Source organism: Streptomyces sp. SP17BM10 (genome assembly GCF_036322405.1).
Classification (GTDB): Bacteria; Actinomycetota; Actinomycetes; order Streptomycetales; family Streptomycetaceae; genus Kitasatospora.
Genome location: NZ_JAQYXB010000409.1, coordinates 1 through 14,893, shown reverse-complemented (window position 1 = coordinate 14,893; position 14,893 = coordinate 1). Strand labels below are relative to the sequence as shown.

General features: G+C 71.5%; 13 protein-coding genes and 1 rRNA gene. 2 read left to right on the top strand and 12 right to left on the bottom strand.

Annotated features, from left to right (window positions below):
* Positions 1-67 precede the first annotated feature (67 nt).
* Positions 68-1,174, top strand: a complete 1,107-nt coding sequence (locus PUR71_RS03420) for a PRC and DUF2382 domain-containing protein (protein ID WP_329924799.1) — start codon at positions 68-70, stop codon at positions 1,172-1,174.
* A 200-nt stretch (positions 1,175-1,374) separates the two neighbouring features.
* Positions 1,375-2,871: an MFS transporter gene (locus PUR71_RS03415; RefSeq protein WP_329924798.1), complete on the top strand. Its 1,497-nt coding sequence runs from the start codon at positions 1,375-1,377 to the stop codon at positions 2,869-2,871.
* Positions 2,872-3,043: 172 nt separating this feature from the next.
* Here PUR71_RS03415 and PUR71_RS03410 read toward each other — a convergent pair whose 3' ends face one another.
* From PUR71_RS03410 to rrf, 12 genes are all read right to left on the bottom strand, one after another.
* Complete coding sequence (locus tag PUR71_RS03410; protein WP_329924797.1) at positions 3,044-4,468, bottom strand: DNA polymerase IV; 1,425 nt, start codon at positions 4,466-4,468, stop codon at positions 3,044-3,046.
* A gap of 107 nt (positions 4,469-4,575) precedes the next feature.
* Entirely contained in the window at positions 4,576-5,298 is a 723-nt protein-coding gene (locus PUR71_RS03405) for a SanA/YdcF family protein (protein WP_329924796.1), read from the bottom strand.
* A gap of 105 nt (positions 5,299-5,403) precedes the next feature.
* Positions 5,404-6,048 (bottom strand): MerR family transcriptional regulator, encoded by a 645-nt coding sequence (locus tag PUR71_RS03400; protein ID WP_329924795.1) that lies wholly within the window; start codon positions 6,046-6,048, stop codon positions 5,404-5,406.
* 224 nt (positions 6,049-6,272) lie between these two features.
* On the bottom strand, positions 6,273-6,749 hold the full coding sequence (locus PUR71_RS03395; protein ID WP_329924794.1) for a bifunctional nuclease family protein: 477 nt from the start codon (positions 6,747-6,749) through the stop codon (positions 6,273-6,275).
* Between the two features lie 74 nt (positions 6,750-6,823).
* Complete coding sequence (ftsR, locus tag PUR71_RS03390; RefSeq protein ID WP_329924856.1) at positions 6,824-7,561, bottom strand: transcriptional regulator FtsR; 738 nt, start codon at positions 7,559-7,561, stop codon at positions 6,824-6,826.
* A 131-nt stretch (positions 7,562-7,692) separates the two neighbouring features.
* Positions 7,693-8,235, bottom strand: coding sequence for an FHA domain-containing protein (locus PUR71_RS03385; RefSeq protein WP_443077334.1), 543 nt, complete (start codon positions 8,233-8,235; stop codon positions 7,693-7,695).
* A gap of 559 nt (positions 8,236-8,794) precedes the next feature.
* A complete protein-coding gene (locus PUR71_RS03380) occupies positions 8,795-9,856 on the bottom strand; it encodes a DUF881 domain-containing protein (RefSeq protein WP_329924793.1) in 1,062 nt (353 codons plus the stop codon).
* Between the two features lie 31 nt (positions 9,857-9,887).
* Positions 9,888-10,220, bottom strand: coding sequence for a small basic family protein (locus tag PUR71_RS03375; protein WP_266273207.1), 333 nt, complete (start codon positions 10,218-10,220; stop codon positions 9,888-9,890).
* Entirely contained in the window at positions 10,217-11,278 is a 1,062-nt protein-coding gene (locus tag PUR71_RS03370) for a DUF881 domain-containing protein (RefSeq protein WP_329924791.1), read from the bottom strand. The genes PUR71_RS03375 and PUR71_RS03370 overlap by 4 nt, the downstream gene beginning before the upstream one ends.
* 145 nt (positions 11,279-11,423) lie before the next feature.
* Entirely contained in the window at positions 11,424-13,919 is a 2,496-nt protein-coding gene (locus PUR71_RS03365) for a mannose-1-phosphate guanyltransferase (protein ID WP_329924790.1), read from the bottom strand.
* 124 nt (positions 13,920-14,043) lie between these two features.
* Positions 14,044-14,664, bottom strand: coding sequence for a CDP-alcohol phosphatidyltransferase family protein (locus PUR71_RS03360; RefSeq protein WP_329924789.1), 621 nt, complete (start codon positions 14,662-14,664; stop codon positions 14,044-14,046).
* 97 nt (positions 14,665-14,761) lie between these two features.
* Positions 14,762-14,878: ribosomal RNA gene (rrf, locus tag PUR71_RS03355) — 5S ribosomal RNA — on the bottom strand.
* Positions 14,879-14,893 lie beyond the last annotated feature (15 nt).

Sequence of the window (14,893 nt, the reverse complement as noted above, 5' to 3'; positions counted from 1 at the left end):
GCCCACCCCGCAGCCCGTCCGGACGCACCCCGCTCGCGGCCGTCCGGTTGATGGCTTTTGGTGTGAAGTGGCGGACGGCACGGGTGCTCCGGCCGCCGTCCTGCGGGCGTTCCGCAGGCGCAGCGCACTGGAGGAAAGAGTGCAGACCGATATCGACCCCCGCGACCTCATCGGCCACAAGGCGGTCGACCGCAACGGAGACAAGATCGGCACGGTCGACGAGGTGTACCTGGACGACGCCACCGGCCAGCCCGAGTGGGCCGCCGTCCGCACCGGCATCTTCGGCCGGGACGCCTTCGTCCCGCTCACCACGAGCGAGTTCTCCGGCGACGAGCTCCGCGTGCCGTACGACAAGTCGCTGGTCAAGGAGTCGCCGGACTTCGGCGTCGGCCAGCACCTGTCGCCGGCCCAGGAGCTCCAGCTCTACCGCTACTACGGCCTCGACACCCCGGTGAACGGCCGGCCGGTGAACGGCGACGCGGCGGGGCCCCCGAAGCCCGACCTCGACTTCGGCACCACCGCCGCCGCCACCACGTCGACCGTCGCCCCCACGACCACCCTCACCACCGCTCCCACCACGACCGCCACGGAGGCCGACATGCGGACCCTCAGCACCCCCGCGCCGGCAGCCACCCCCATGGCGGCCGCGACCACGACCGCCCAACCCCCCACCGCCCAACCCCCCACCGCCCAGCCCCTCGTCCAGCCCAAGCCCCGGACCGCGCCGGCGACCGGGGCCCCGTCCGCCCCCAGCGGCCCGGTGGAGATCACGTGTCGCGAGGAGCGGCTGGACATCTCCACCGAGTGGCACGTGCTGGGCACGGCGAAGCTGCGCAAGTACGTGACGAGCGAGCAGGTCGAACGCCGGGTCCCGGTGGTCCGCGAACGCGTCCGGGTGGAGCGGATGCCGGTGGGCGACGCCGAACGGGCGGCCCTCACCGAGAAGGAGATCGCCGAGGCGGTGGAGGAGGTCACCCTGCGTGAGGAGCGCCCGGTGGTCCACAAGTACCTCGCCCCGATCGAGCGGGTCCGCCTCGTCGTCGAGCGCTACACCGCGGAAGAGGTCATCCACGACGAACTCCGCCGTGAGAACGTCGAGGTCCACGACGACACCCCCACCGCCCCCAACGGCACCCCCGCTCCGAACGGCACCTCCCTCCGCCCCCTCTCCTGAGCCCCACCCGGCAAAGGCTCCCGGCCCCCACCGGGAGCCTTTGCCATGTCCCCGCCCCCTCCCCCAGCCCGCGTCAGGCACCCCCACCCCCACCCGACCACCCCCCTTTGCCAAACCTTAACCACTCGATATTTGACACTCTGAAGTATCTCCCTGCATGGTTATTTCAGTTCATTCACTATGTACGGGAGGAAGCAACCGTGAGTGAGGCACCTCAGCCCACCACCGCGGCCGAGAAGCAGAGCAGCAGCCGGGTCCTGCCGGCCCTCATCCTGGCGATGCTGTCGTTCAGCGTGGTGCAGACCGCGGTCGTCCCGATCCTGCCCTCGCTGGCCAAGGAACTGGACGTCTCCGGCTCCAACATCACCTGGCTGATGACCGCCAACCTGCTGTCCGCCGCCGTGCTGACTCCCCTCCTGGGCCGCTTCGGCGACCTCCGGGGCCGCAAGCCGATGCTGCTGATCTCGCTGGCCGGTCTGGTCGCCGGTTCGGCCCTGGCCGTCAGCACCCACTCGTTCAGCCTGCTGATCGTCGCCCGCGTCCTCCAGGGCGCCGGCGGTGGCGTGATGCCGCTGGCGATCAGCATCGTCCGCGACGAGCTGCCCAAGCAGAAGGTGACCGGCGGCGTCGCCGCCATCAGCGCCTCGATGGGCGTCGGCTCCGGCCTCGGCCTGGTGGCCACCGGTCTCCTGCTGGAGCACTGGAACTACAAGTCGATCTTCTGGATGGGCCTGGTCTTCGGCCTGATCGCCGTCGCCCTGGTCGCCTTCCGCGTCCCGACCGACCCGGTGACCGACAAGGAGGGCGGCGCCGACCCGCTCGGCGCCCTCACCCTGGCCGGCTGGCTCTCCGCCCTGCTGGTCGCGGTCAGCCAGGGCAACCACTGGGGCTGGACCTCCACCAAGACCCTCGGCCTGTTCGCCGTCGCCGCCGTCGTGGCCCTGATCTGGGGCGTCATCGAGGTCAAGGTCGCGCACCCGCTGGTGGACCTCAGCATGATGTCCCGCCCCGCGGTCGCCTTCACGAACCTGGCCGGCCTGCTGATCGGCTTCGGCATGTACGGCTCGTTCATGGTCATCAGCAACTTCGCCCAGACCCCCGAGAAGCTCGCCCACTACGGCTTCACCGCCACCGTGCTGCACGCCGGCGTCATGCTGCTGCCGTCCGCCATCGGCTCGATGGTGGCCGCCCCGGTCGGCGCCATGCTGATCGCCCGCCGCGGCCCGCGCCTGCCGCTGGTCCTCGGTGGCGTCCTCGGCGCCATCGCGATGGCCTACCTGGCGCTGCGCCACAGCCACGAGGGCGACATCTACACCGCCTCCGCGATCTTCGGCCTCGGCATCGGCCTCGCCTTCGCCGCGATGCCGGCATACATCAACGGTGCCGTCCCGGTCGAGCAGAGCGGCATCGCCAACGGCATGAACTCCGTGCTGCGCACCGTCGGCGGCGCCATCGGCACCGCCGTGATGACCGCGATCCTGACCGGCGACACCATGAAGCTGCCGATCAAGATCCCGGTGCAGCTGCCGACGCTGGACGCCTACAAGCACGCGTTCTGGACCACCGCCGTGGTCTGCATCATCGCCGGTGTGGTCCCGTTCCTGATCCGCACCGTCAAGAACTCCGCCGTGGTCACCGCCTCCGGTGCCCAGGGCGGGCAGGTCCCCAGCGACGAGCTGGTCAAGACCGACGCCTGACGAGGCGTCCGCCGCCGCGCTCAGGGACAGGGCGCGGGGGCCCGGACCTCACGCGGTCGGGAGGGCATCGCGACCGCCCGAGGCCCGGTCACGGAATGCGGCCCCACCTGGTACTCCCCTTCCAGGTGGGGCCGCGTCGCGTTCTCAGCCGCTCTCATCGTCTTTGTCAGCCCTACTCTTCCTCCCCGTCGTCACCGCCGGCACCCCCGCCGCCGAACCGCCTGCCGCCCCAGTCCTCCCCCTCGACCAGCGGCAGCGGCCGGGACGGCTCCAGGTCGGGGTCGTCGACCGAGAAGGTCCGCACCCGCCCGGGCTCGCTCCACGGCGTCTCGAAGCGCACGGTCACCCGCCCGACGCCACTGCCCTGCACCCACCCGGGCCCGTACTCCACGTGGCGGACGTCCTGCCCGGGCATCCAGCGCCGCAGGACGGGCGCCTCCGGCTCCTCCGCGGCCCCCGCGCCCTCCTCCCCGGCGTGTTCGAGCGCGGCCTCCTCCCGGACGGCCTGGGCGAACAGGTCCTCCTGGGTGTAGTCGGCGAGCTGCGAGACCCCGACGCCGAGCAGCCGCACTCCGCCCGTGATGTCCACCTGGGACGCCAGCCGGCGCGCCGTCTCGGTGATCACCGTCTCGTCGTCCGTCGGCCCGCGCAGCGTCTCCGACCGGGTGAGCGTCGAGAAGTCGAAGCGGCGGACCTTGAGCACCACCGTCCGCCCCGACCGCCCGGCGGCCCGCAGCCGCCGCACACACCGCGCGGCCAGCACCTCGACCTCGCGCAGCACGCGGTCCCGGTCGGCGAGGTCCACCTCGAAGGTGTCCTCCACCGACACCGACTTGGCGTCCTGGTCGGCCACCACGGGCCGGTCGTCCAGCCCTATCGACATGGCGTGGATGCCGCTGCCGTGGGCCTTGCCGAGCAGCTGGACGAGCTCCGCCTCCCCGGCGTCGGTGAGGTCGGCCACCGTGACCAGCCCGGCCCGCCGCAGCACCTGCTCGGTGGCCGGCCCGATCCCGGGCAGCGCCCGCACCGGCATCGGGCCGAGCACGGCCCGCTCCTGCCCGGGCTCGATCAGCACCAGCCCGTCCGGCTTGGCCCGCTCGGAGGCGATCTTCGCCATCAGCTTGGACCCGGCCGCCCCGACCGACCCGGTCACGCCGGTGTGCCGGCGGATGTCCGCCCGCAGGTCCTCCGCGAGCGCCAGCACCAGCCGCTCCCCGGTCTGGTGGTCCGCCCCGGCCAGCGCCGGGCCGTACGGGCCGGCCTCCAGATCGACGAACGCCTCGTCCAGGCTCAGCGGCTGCACCAGCGGCGACAGCTCCCGCAGCAGTCCCATGACGATCTCGCTGACCTGCCGGTAGGCCTCGAACCGCCCGGTCAGGAAGGCCGCGTTGGGGCAGAGCCGGCGCGCCTGCGCCGTCGGCATCGCCGAGTGCACCCCGAACTTCCGCGCCTCGTACGACGCGGTGGAGACCACCCCCCGCCCGCCCACCCCGCCGACGATCACCGGCTTGCCGCGCAGGCTCGGCTTGGCCGCCTGCTCCACCGCCGCGAAGAAGGCGTCCATGTCGAGGTGGATGATGCTCGGCAGTGACCGCACCCGCCGATCATGCCGCAAGGGTCCGACAGTGCGTGCGAACCCGGCCGCGCCCCGGCCACGGCCCCGCCACACCCCCGGCCGAACCCCTGCCTGCGCAGGCCGCGCCGCTACCGCTCGGCGGCCTGCGCGAGCGCCTTCGGGATCCCGTCCTCCTTGGGCCCGAGGAACACCGGGTTCGGCCGCACCCAGGCGCTCAGCGCCGCCTTGCCGGCCCCCGGGATCTCCCGCAGGCCGCCGTACAGCCACGTCACGTCGTGCAGCTCCGGCACTCCGACGGCGTACGACTCGATCCCGGCCGCCCGGCACAGCGCCAGCGCCCGCCGGACGTGGAAGTCCTGGCTCACCAGCACCGCCCGGTCCACCCCGAAGATCCGGTGGGCCCGGGTGCACGAGTCCCACGTGGTGAAGCCCGCGTAGTCCCGCACCACCCGGTCCTGCGGAACGCCGTGGTCGACCAGGTAGCGGAACATCGCGTCGGGCTCGCTGTACTCCGCCCGCCCGTTGTCGCCGGTCACCAGGATCGCCCGGACCTTCCCCTCCCGGTAGAGGTCCAGCGCCCCGACCAGCCGGTGCTCCAGGTAGGGCGTCGGCTGTCCGTGGTCCAGCCCGGCCCCGAAGACGACCGCCACCGGCGCCGACGGCGCGGACTCCACCGTGCCCACCCGGTCCCCCGCCGACAACCACAGCCAGGACATCGGCGCCAGCGCCACCCCGCAGCAGAGGACGGCCAGTTGGTAGACCCTGCGCTGCGTCCGCCGCTGCCGCAGCCGGACGGCCCACTGCCCGGCCCGGCGCCGCAACAGGCCCGCTATTCCGGAGCCGACGCTCACGTGCCCTCCCTAGATCGTTCCACCAGGCACGACGACGAGGCCGCGGGCCCGGACGGTTCCCCGTCCGGGCCCGCGGCCTCGTCGTTCCGTGCTGCTACCGGGTCGTCAGACCGCCCGGTTGCGGCGCTGGGCGAGCTCGTCCCCCGGGTCGTGCCCGAGCAGCGTCTCGCCGGTGTCCGTCCGCTCGGCGTGCAGCCGCCCGACGGTCAGCTCCAGCTCCTGCCAGACCGCCCCCACCGCGATGCCGAACACGCCCTGACCGCCCTTCAGCAGGTCGACGACCTGCTGGGGCGTGGTGCACTCGTAGACCGTCGCGCCGTCGCACATGAGCGTCAGCCCGGCCAGGTCGCCCTGCTCGGCGGCCTGCAGGTGGGCGACGGCCACCCGGATGTTCTGCAGCGAGACGCCAGCGTCGAGCAGCCGCTTGACGATCTTGAGGAGCAGGATGTCCCGGAAGCTGTAGAGCCGCTGACTGGTCGCCGGGTAGGCCGAACGGACGCTGGGCTCCAGCAGCCCGGTCCGGGCCCAGTAGTCCAGCTGGCGGTAGGTGATGCCGGCCGCCGCGCAGGCCGTCGGGCCGCGGTAGCCGATGAGTTCGGAGGTCGGTGCCAGCCGCTCGATGGCCGGCTGGCCGGGCTGCACGGCGGGGAACCGGCCCACCCGGGGAAGGTCCGTCACGGTCCGGGCGGTGCGCGGCACGTGCACGGCGCACACGCCTCCCGCGGCCGCGTCATCGCCGGTGCTGCTCATGCCTACCTCCGTCCACTCGTGTTGCGGGCAACCCAGACTGCGGGCGTCGGTCGCCCGGGCAGCCACTCCTGACGGTAGGCAGTCCCCTATGACCCGTCAACGATCGCCACGCCGAGCCGACCAAACCGCATCACTCAGGAGAGTGGTTTTTCGTGCCCCTAGTGTGGGTAAGAGGACGGTTTTTGGCAAAACGACAGCACGCTCTGTGCACCGGCCGGTCCGCGCTACTGCGGACCACTGCCCCCGAAGTCCTCGGGCGACACCTGGTCGAGGAACTCGCGGAACTTCTCGACCTCGTCCTCCTGCTCGTCCGGGATCGCGATGCCCGCCTCCGCGAGCACCTCCTCGCTCCCGAAGATCGGCGTACCGGTCCGCAGCGCGAGCGCTATCGCGTCGGACGGCCGGGCGCTCACCTCGACCCCACCCGCGAAGACCAGCTCGGCGTAGAACACGCCCTCGCGCAGATCGGTGATCCGGACCTCGGTGAGCTGCTGGCCGAGCGCCTCCAGGACGTCCTTGAAGAGGTCGTGCGTCAACGGGCGCACCGGGGTCATCCCCTGCTGCGCGAAGGCGATCGCGGTCGCCTCGCCGGGGCCGATCCAGATCGGCAGGTACCGGTCGCCCCCGACCTCCCGCAGCAGCACGATCGGCTGGTTGGAAGGCATCTCCACCCGGACACCCACGACGTCGAGCTCATTCACACAGGCAACCCTATGGCTCTGGACCCGGATATGAAAGCGCAGACCCGACGCCGCTGGTCAGCGGGGTGGGGGCGTCACGGGCGGGTCCGCAGACCGGCCTGGACCATCGCCGCGTGCAGCCGCACCGCCAGCGTCGCGAGCTCCCGCGCCGTGGCCTCGGCATGGGCCCTGGTCTGCGGGTTGCGGTGCCGGCGCAGCGGCGCCACCACCTGCTCGACGAGGGCGACCTCCCGGTCCGCGGCGGCCTTCACGGCCCGCAGGTGCCGCGGTTCGAGCCCGTACCGGCCGAGCTCCGCGACCAGCCGGGCCACCTGCAGCGCATCGCCGTCGTACCCGCCGTCCGACCCGGCGGCGACCAGCCCGTAGGCCTCCCACTCGGTCAGGTCCCCGTCGCCGGCCCCGGCGGCGGCCAGCAGTTCGGCCCGTCCCAGCCGGACCCCGGACAGGGCCTCGGCGGAGGCCACCAGTTCCCGGTCCGCCTCCTCCATCGGCCCGGGCCGGGCGTCGGCGGGCGGCAGCGCGGGCGGCGCCTCCCCGCGCTCCATCGCGTCCAGGTGCTCGCGGATCACCCGCAGCGGGAGGTAGTGGTCGCGCTGCATCCGCAGCACGTAGGCCAATCGCTCGACGTCGGCCGGGCTGAACTTGCGGTACCCCGAGGGCGTGCGCTGCGGCTCGACCAGGCCCTCCGCCTCCAGGAACCTGATCTTGGAGATGGTGACCTCGGGGAACTCCTCGCGCAGGTGGGCCAGCACCGCGCCGATGCTGAGCAGCTCGCCGCCGCGGTGCCGCGCGCCCGCGCGTTCCGGCCGCAGCGGCTGCCTGGGGCCCGCGACCACCCCGCGACCGTCCCGGTCCGTCTGCGGACCGGAGGACGCGGGCGTGGCCGCCCCGAGCGATGAATCGGAGGTATTCGTATTCACTCGGGCTCCTACCGACGTTGGGTTCAGTACCCCCGGTTGTGACCGGCGAAGAAGACCAGCCGGTACTTCCCGATCTGCACCTCGTCGCCGTTGTTCAGCGGCACCTCGTCGATCCGCTCCCGGTTGACGTAGGTGCCGTTGAGGCTGCCCACGTCCGCGACGCTGAAGCCGGCCGGCGTGCGGCGGAACTCCACGTGCCGCCGCGAGACCGTCACGTCGTCCAGGAAGATGTCGCCCTGCGGGTGGCGGCCCGCGGTGGTGACGTCGGCGTCCAGCAGGAACCGGCTGCCCGAGCTCGGGCCGCGCTGCACGATCAGCAGCGCCGAACCCGGCGGCAGCGCGTCGATCGCCGCCAGCACCTCGGCGGACAGGGCCGGCGTGGCGCCGGTGCCGGTCGTGGTGTTCGGGTCGTAGGACTCCAGGCCGGAGATCGAGATGGTCGACGTGGTCTCCGCCGCCCCCTCGGGCAGCGCACCGCCGCGCAGCGCCGTGCCGCAGTTGGAACAGAACCGGGCCGCGGCCGGGTTCTGGTTGCCGCACCGCGGGCACGGAGTGGGGCCAGCCATGTTCACAGCCTCCTGGCGCGGCACACCCGACGGGTTGTGCCCGGCGTACGGATCCGGGGCGAACCCTCCACCAGAGGTTGAGGGTCCTGACGCGAAACCTATGCGCGGGTCCCCGGAGGGGTCAACCGACGCGCCGTAGCCCGCCGGATTCCCCGCGTACTGGGCGCCGCCGTCGCGGTACAGCTGACGCTCGGCATACTCCCCCGCTTCGGGGGCGGGGCGCATGCCGGGCACGGCCGGCTCGTCGTCGGACCGGCGATGGCGCGCGGTCGGTGCCTCGACGGCCGCGTCGCGGCCCTTGTTACGACCGAACAACTTAGAGAAGAAACTCACGGGCGAATCCCCTTGCGTGTGACAGACCCGCCCGCGGGGCAGGGTGAGGACCTCGGACAGGCTGCGGGCCCGGTCGCGGATCGAGCCTGCTGGAGTGGTACTCCGACGGTTGGTGCGGCGGTTCTTGCTCCGTTGCGTTCTGGTATGAACCAGTCTCGCCCACGCCACGACGGCGCCCCGCACCGGGTGCCGCCCGCACGTGACGGGCCGTTCGCCAGGCGCCCCGTCACTTCGAAGCCGGCTTGGCGTACTGCGGCGTCCTCAGGTCGACGACCGCGTCGACGACGACCTTCTGCGCAGTGGTGATCGTCGCCCGCGCCTGGTGGCTCTCCAGCGTGCGGACGACACCTCCCGGGATGTTCAGCGCGGGCGTCAGGTCCTGCGGGTTCCCCACGACCGTGAAGCGGTACGGCTGCGCGACCTTCTTGCCGTCGATCTGCACACCGCCGCCCGTCACGTCCGTGAAGTTGGTGTTGACCACCACGCGAACATCGTTGATCTGAATCGCCTCCGCCCCCGCTGCCCGGAGTTCCTGCAGGGTGTCCAGCAGCATATCTGCCTTCACCTGCCCTTGGGGATCATCGACAGTGAGTACGATGCCCGGACCTGTGGCTTTGACGGTGCCGGCGAGCACGCCGAGCTCCGTCTCCTTCTTCCTGGTCTGCTCCTGGGCCTCCTTGGCCTGGTTGGAGCTGTTCTCCAACTTGCCCAAGGACTGTTCAAGCTCCGCCTTCTCCTGCTGGAGACGCTGCTGACGGCTGTCCAGTTCGTCGAGGATCCGAACCAGGTCCTCCTGACGGGCCCCGCGCAGCTGATTGTGGTGGTCGTTGGTCGAGCGCACCTGGATCGCCAGGGCCAGGCCGAGCGAGAACAGCAGCAGCGCCACCACCAGCTGCCCGCGCGACAGCCGCGGCGGCCAGAGCGCGGCCTTCAGCCGCCGCCGACCGGCGTTCCGGTCATTCGCCTCGGTAGGCTCGACGGCGGGTTCCGCGGCCGCCTCCGCCACGGGCTCGGCAGCCCGGTCCGGCTCCGGCGCGGACTCCGCGACGGGCGCCGCCCCAGACCCGGCCTCCGGCTCCACCTCCGGATCGGCCTCGGACTCCTCCTCAGTCCTCGCGGGCGGCTCCGCAGCACCCGACGGCTTCGCGACGGCCTCCTCGGCCTCCTCCGCGACCGGCCCCTTCGGGACGTCCTTCTCCTCGGCCGGCTTCACCTCGGCCGCCTTCTCCGCAGCGGCCTTCTCCTCAGCAGCCGCAGCGGCCTCCACCACGCCGTCCACCCGCTCCACGTTCTCCTCCGCCGCCGGACCGCGGCCCGGCTCAGGCACGGAAGACATGACGCCGGATCGCCGCCGCGTTGGAGAAGATGCGGATGCCGAGGACGACGACCACACCCGTGGACAGCTGCGAGCCGACGCCCAGCTGGTCGCCGAGGAAGACGATCAGCGCCGCGACGACCACGTTCGACAGGAACGACACGATGAACACCTTGTCGTCGAAGATCCCGTCCAGCATCGCCCGGACACCGCCGAACACCGCGTCCAGAGCCGCCACCACCGCGATCGGCAGGTACGGCACGACGGCGTCCGGCACCTCGGGCTGGACGAACAGCCCGACGACCACCCCGATCACGAGACCCAGTACGGCAATCACGGTCTAGCTGCTCCTGTCGCTGTCGTGGTCTTCGTGGTCCCGCCCGTGGGGCGCCGCCTGGTGCTCGGGCTCGCGCCCGTGGCGGACGGTGAAACGGACGCACTCGGGCTCTCGGAAGTTCCGCCGCCGGCCGACGGCGTCGGACTCGGGCTCGGCCCGGCCGACGGAGACGCCGTCGGCGAGGGCTCGGGCGTCACCGGCTGCGCCGTCCGCAGTGTCACGCCCACCGCCGCCGGCAGCGTCAAGCTCTTCTGCGTCGAGAGCGTCGACTTGATCCCGTACTTCTCCTGGAGCAGCCGCAGGTACTCCCCGGCCATGTCCTTCTCGAAGGCGGCGAGGAGCGCGGGTCCGTCCCCGATCGCCTGGAGGGTGTACGGCGGCACCAGCGGCCGGTTGTCCACCAGGACGGCCTCGCCCGCGGCCCGGATCGCCGACAGCGCGGTCAGCCGCTGCCCGTTGATCGACACGGCCTCCGCGCCGTTCCCCCAGAGCCCGTTCACGACGAGCTGGAGGTCGCGGTCCCGCAGCCGGCCGCTGTTGGAGAAACCCTGCCCGGCGCGCGGGTCCACGTTGCCCCCGCCGCCCGTCCCGGCGGCGTCCTCCAGCACGAGCTTCACGCCCGGCCCGGTCACCTCGCCCAGTCCCACCAGCCCGGTCAGCGCGTCCGCGCCGCCGCCCCCCGCGGGGAACGCCTGGCGCTGCGCGCTGTCCACCTTCTGCCGCAGGTCCTGAACCTGCTGCTGGAGGTGGTCGGCGGCGGAGTTGCTGTCGTTGACCCGGTGGATCAGCGCGTCCCGCTCCTTCGCGAGCGTCGGCTCCGCCTCGTGCGCGTTCACCGCGCCGATCGTCAGCACCGTGCCCACCAGCGCCAGCCCCGCGCCCAGCGTGACCAGCCCCCGGAGCGTCACGGGTATCCGGCTGTCGCGCTCACCGCCCCGCGCCTCGGCCGCCTCCGCGTAGCCCTCGTCGAGGCTGTGGTCCATCACGTTGGTCAGCAGGGACATCGAGGCGTCCGGACGGTTGTACCGTCCGTTGCTGGCACTCGGCGTCGCTGGCATGCGGACCATCGTCCCACGTCGGCGAAGGGCCTCGTGCACAGCCCCTGACCTGCGCACACGACATAGAGCACGGATCGCACCGAATGATGCGAAAACAGACAGCGGGGGCGTGCGAACCAACCGCACGCCCCCGCCCTGGCATCGCCTAGCGCCCGGCGCCGTCGACCACCGCCGCCCACTCGTCGAGCAACGCCTCGGTGGCCTCGTCGTCCGGGCCCTCCGCCCACAGGTGGGTGACGGCCTCCGCCGGATCCGGCAGCACCAGCGTCCAGCGCCCGTCCGCCTCGACCACCCGCACGCCGTCCGTCGTGTCCAGCCGCCGGTTGCCGGCCGCCTCGACGACCGAGCGCATCACCATGCCCTTGGCCGCCCACGGGGTCGCGATGTCCCGCCGCCGGATGTGCGCCTGCGGGATCCGCGCGTCGATCTGGCTGAGGGTGAGCTGCGTCCGCGCCACCAGGCCGACCAGCCGGACGAACGCCGCGGCGCCGTCCAGCACACCGCTGAACTCCGGCACGACGAACCCGCCGCGCCCGTCCCCGCCGAACACCGTGCCCTCGGCCGACGCCGCCTTCGCGAGGTCGTCCGGCGTCGTCGTGGTCCAGATGACCTGGGTGCCGTGGTAGGCGGCCACCTGCTCCGCGATCCGGGTCGTCGTGACCGGCAGTGCCACCTGCCCGCTGCGCCGCTCGGCGGCGACCAAGTCCAGCAGCACCAGCAGCGCCCGGTCGTCGTCGATCACCCGCCCCAGCTCGTCGACGAACGCGACGCGCTCGCCGACCGGGTCGAACCGGACCCCGAACGCCGCCCGGGACGAGGCCACCAGCTCGCCGAGCCTGGCCAGCCCGGCCCGCCGCGTCTCCGCGTCCTCCGTCGGCCGCGCCTCGTCCAGCCCGCTGGAGACCGTGAGGGCCTCCACCCCGAGCCGGCCGAGGATGCTCGGCAGGACGAGCCCCGCGCTGCCGTGCGCGGTGTCCACGACCACCTTCAGCCCGGCCTCGCGGACCCCCGTCGTGTCGACGGTCCGCAGCAGGTTGCCCGCGTAGGAGTCGAAGACGCTGGACGGGAAGGTCAGGTCCCCGATCTCACCGGGGAAGGCCCGCCGGTACTCCTGGCGCGCGTACACGCGATCCAGCTTGCGCTGCCCCGCCTGGGAGAGGTCGGCCCCGCGCTCGTCGAAGAACAGGATGTCCAGCGAGTCCGGCACCCCGGGCGTGGTCCGCAGGAAGATCCCGCCCGCGCTCCCGCGCGCCGTGTGCTGCCGGGCGACCGGCATGGGCACGTTCTCCAGGTCGCGGACGTCGATCGCGGACGTCTGGAGCCCCGAGATCATCGCCCGTTTGAGCGCACGCGCACCACGCGAGTGGTCACGCGCGATGGTGACGGTGGCGCCCTTCTTCAGGGTCGTGGCGTAGGCACCGGCCAGCCGGACGGCGAGCTCCGGGGTGATCTCGACGTTGAGGATCCCCGACACGCCGCGCACGCCGAACAGGTGCTCCTGCCCGCGGGACTCCCAGATGACCGAGGTGTTGACGACGGCGCCGGCCTCGATCGTCTTGAACGGATAGACCCGGACGTTGGCCCCGATGATCGACTCCTCGCCGATCAGGCACTCGTCCCCGATCACCGAGCCGTCCTCGATCCGCGCGGCCCGCATCACGTCGGTGTTCTTGCCGACCACGCAGCCGCGGAGGTTGCTCTGCGGCCCGACGTAGACGTTGTCGTGGACGACGGCGCGGTGCAGGAAGGCGCCCCGTTTCACGACCACGTTGCTGCCGAGCACGGTGTGCTCGCGGATCTCGACGCCGGCCTCGACCTTGGCGTAGTCCCCGATGTACAGCGGCCCGCGCAGGACCGCCTCCGGGTCGACCTCGGCGCCCTCGGCCACCCACACGCCCGGGGAGATCTCGAACCCGTCGATCTCGACCTCGACCTTGCCCTCCAGGACGTCCGCCTGGGCCTTGCCGTAGCTCTCGTGGGTGCCCACGTCCTCCCAGTAGCCCTCCGCGACGTACCCGTAGACCCGCTTGCCCTCCTTGAGCAACTGTGGGAACACGTCGCTCGACCAGTCCACGGACTCCCCCGCGGCGACGTAGTCGAAGACCTCTGGCTCCATCACGTAGATACCGGTGTTCACCGTGTCCGAGAAGACCTGCCCCCAGGTCGGCTTCTCCAGGAAGCGCTCGACCCGTCCGTCGTCGTCGGTGATCGTGATACCGAACTCCAGCGGATTGGGCACCCTGGTGAGACAGACGGTGACCAGAGCGTCCTTGCTCCGGTGAAAGTCGATCAATTCGGAGAGGTTGAAGTCGGTCAGCGCGTCACCGGAGATCACCAGAAAGGAGTCGTCCTTCAACGCGTCCTCGGCGTTCTTCACACTCCCCGCGGTGCCGAGCGGTGTCTCCTCGTGGGCATAGGTGAGGTGCATGCCCAGATCCTCACCGTCACCGAAGTAGTTCTTGACCAGTGACGCCAGGAACTGCACGGTCACGACGGTGTCGGAGAGGCCATGCCGCTTCAGTAGTCGAAGCACGTGCTCCATGATCGGCCTGTTGGCGACCGGAAGCAGCGGTTTCGGCATGCTGGAGGTCATCGGGCGGAGTCGGGTGCCTTCGCCCCCTGCCATGACAACGGCTTTCATTACGGGTGCGTCCTCCTTCGCGGTGCTGGACCACTAGGCCCATCAAACCGTTCCAGAGGGTCATCTACCCGGAAGGCATCGTCCGACGCACCGGGGCGCCGTGGCACTTCTCTCAGATCGCGTCTCAGACTGTGGACGCGGAGCCCTTCGTGCTCGCCCGCACGATCTGCCGGGCCTGAACCGCATAGAGAATTCCGGCCCACCAGTACAGCGCCGTCCCCCACCAGATGAAGGCCCAGCTCACCACCTCGGCCGGCCGCGCGATCCAGCTGTGCCCGCTGCCGAGGAGGAGAAGCGGAAACGCGTACATCAGGTTGAAGGTCGCGGCCTTCCCCAGGAAACTCACCTGGAGCGGCCCGTAACCGTGCCGGTTGAGAATGGGCAGGAGCGCGGCGATAAAGACCTCGCGGGCCAGCAGAATGCCCGTCACCCACCACGGCAGAATCTCACGCCACGTCAAACCGACCAGGGTCGAGAGCACATAGAGCCGGTCCGCCAGCGGATCGAGCAGCTGCCCGACCCGGCTGACCTGCCCCCACCGCCGGGCGAGCTTTCCGTCCAGGTAGTCACTGACCCCGCTCAGCGCCAGGATCAGCAACGCCCAACCGTCGTTGTTGGGCCCGTCGAACACCGGCCAGAGAATGAGCCAGAGGAAGAGCGGAACACCCACCAGCCGGCCCATGCTCAGCAAGTTGGGGATGGTGAGGACGCGATCGGTCTGGACCCGCGTCTCCTGGACCTCCACCCGGGGGCCTCCTGTACCGTGCGATGACAATGCACACTGACCTTACAACAGAGAAGCCCCCGACCGGTTCACCGGCGGGGGCTTCTCTCGAATGATTGTTCGGCGGCGTCCTACTCTCCCACAGGGTCCCCCCTGCAGTACCATCGGCGCTGTGAGGCTTAGCTTCCGGGTTCGGAATGTAACCGGGCGTTTCCCTCACGCTATGACCACCGAAACACTATGAAACTGT

Excerpts from the sequence above, each read along its gene's own strand:
- PUR71_RS03365 (WP_329924790.1), bottom strand. The coding sequence starts at position 13,919 with ATGAAAGCCGTTGTCATGGCAGGGGGCGAAGGCACCCGACTCCGCCCG.
- PUR71_RS03400 (WP_329924795.1), bottom strand. The coding sequence starts at position 6,048 with ATGAGCAGCACCGGCGATGACGCGGCCGCGGGAGGCGTGTGCGCCGTG.
- PUR71_RS03370 (WP_329924791.1), bottom strand. The coding sequence starts at position 11,278 with ATGCCAGCGACGCCGAGTGCCAGCAACGGACGGTACAACCGTCCGGAC.
- PUR71_RS03385 (WP_443077334.1), bottom strand. The coding sequence starts at position 8,235 with ATGGCTGGCCCCACTCCGTGCCCGCGGTGCGGCAACCAGAACCCGGCC.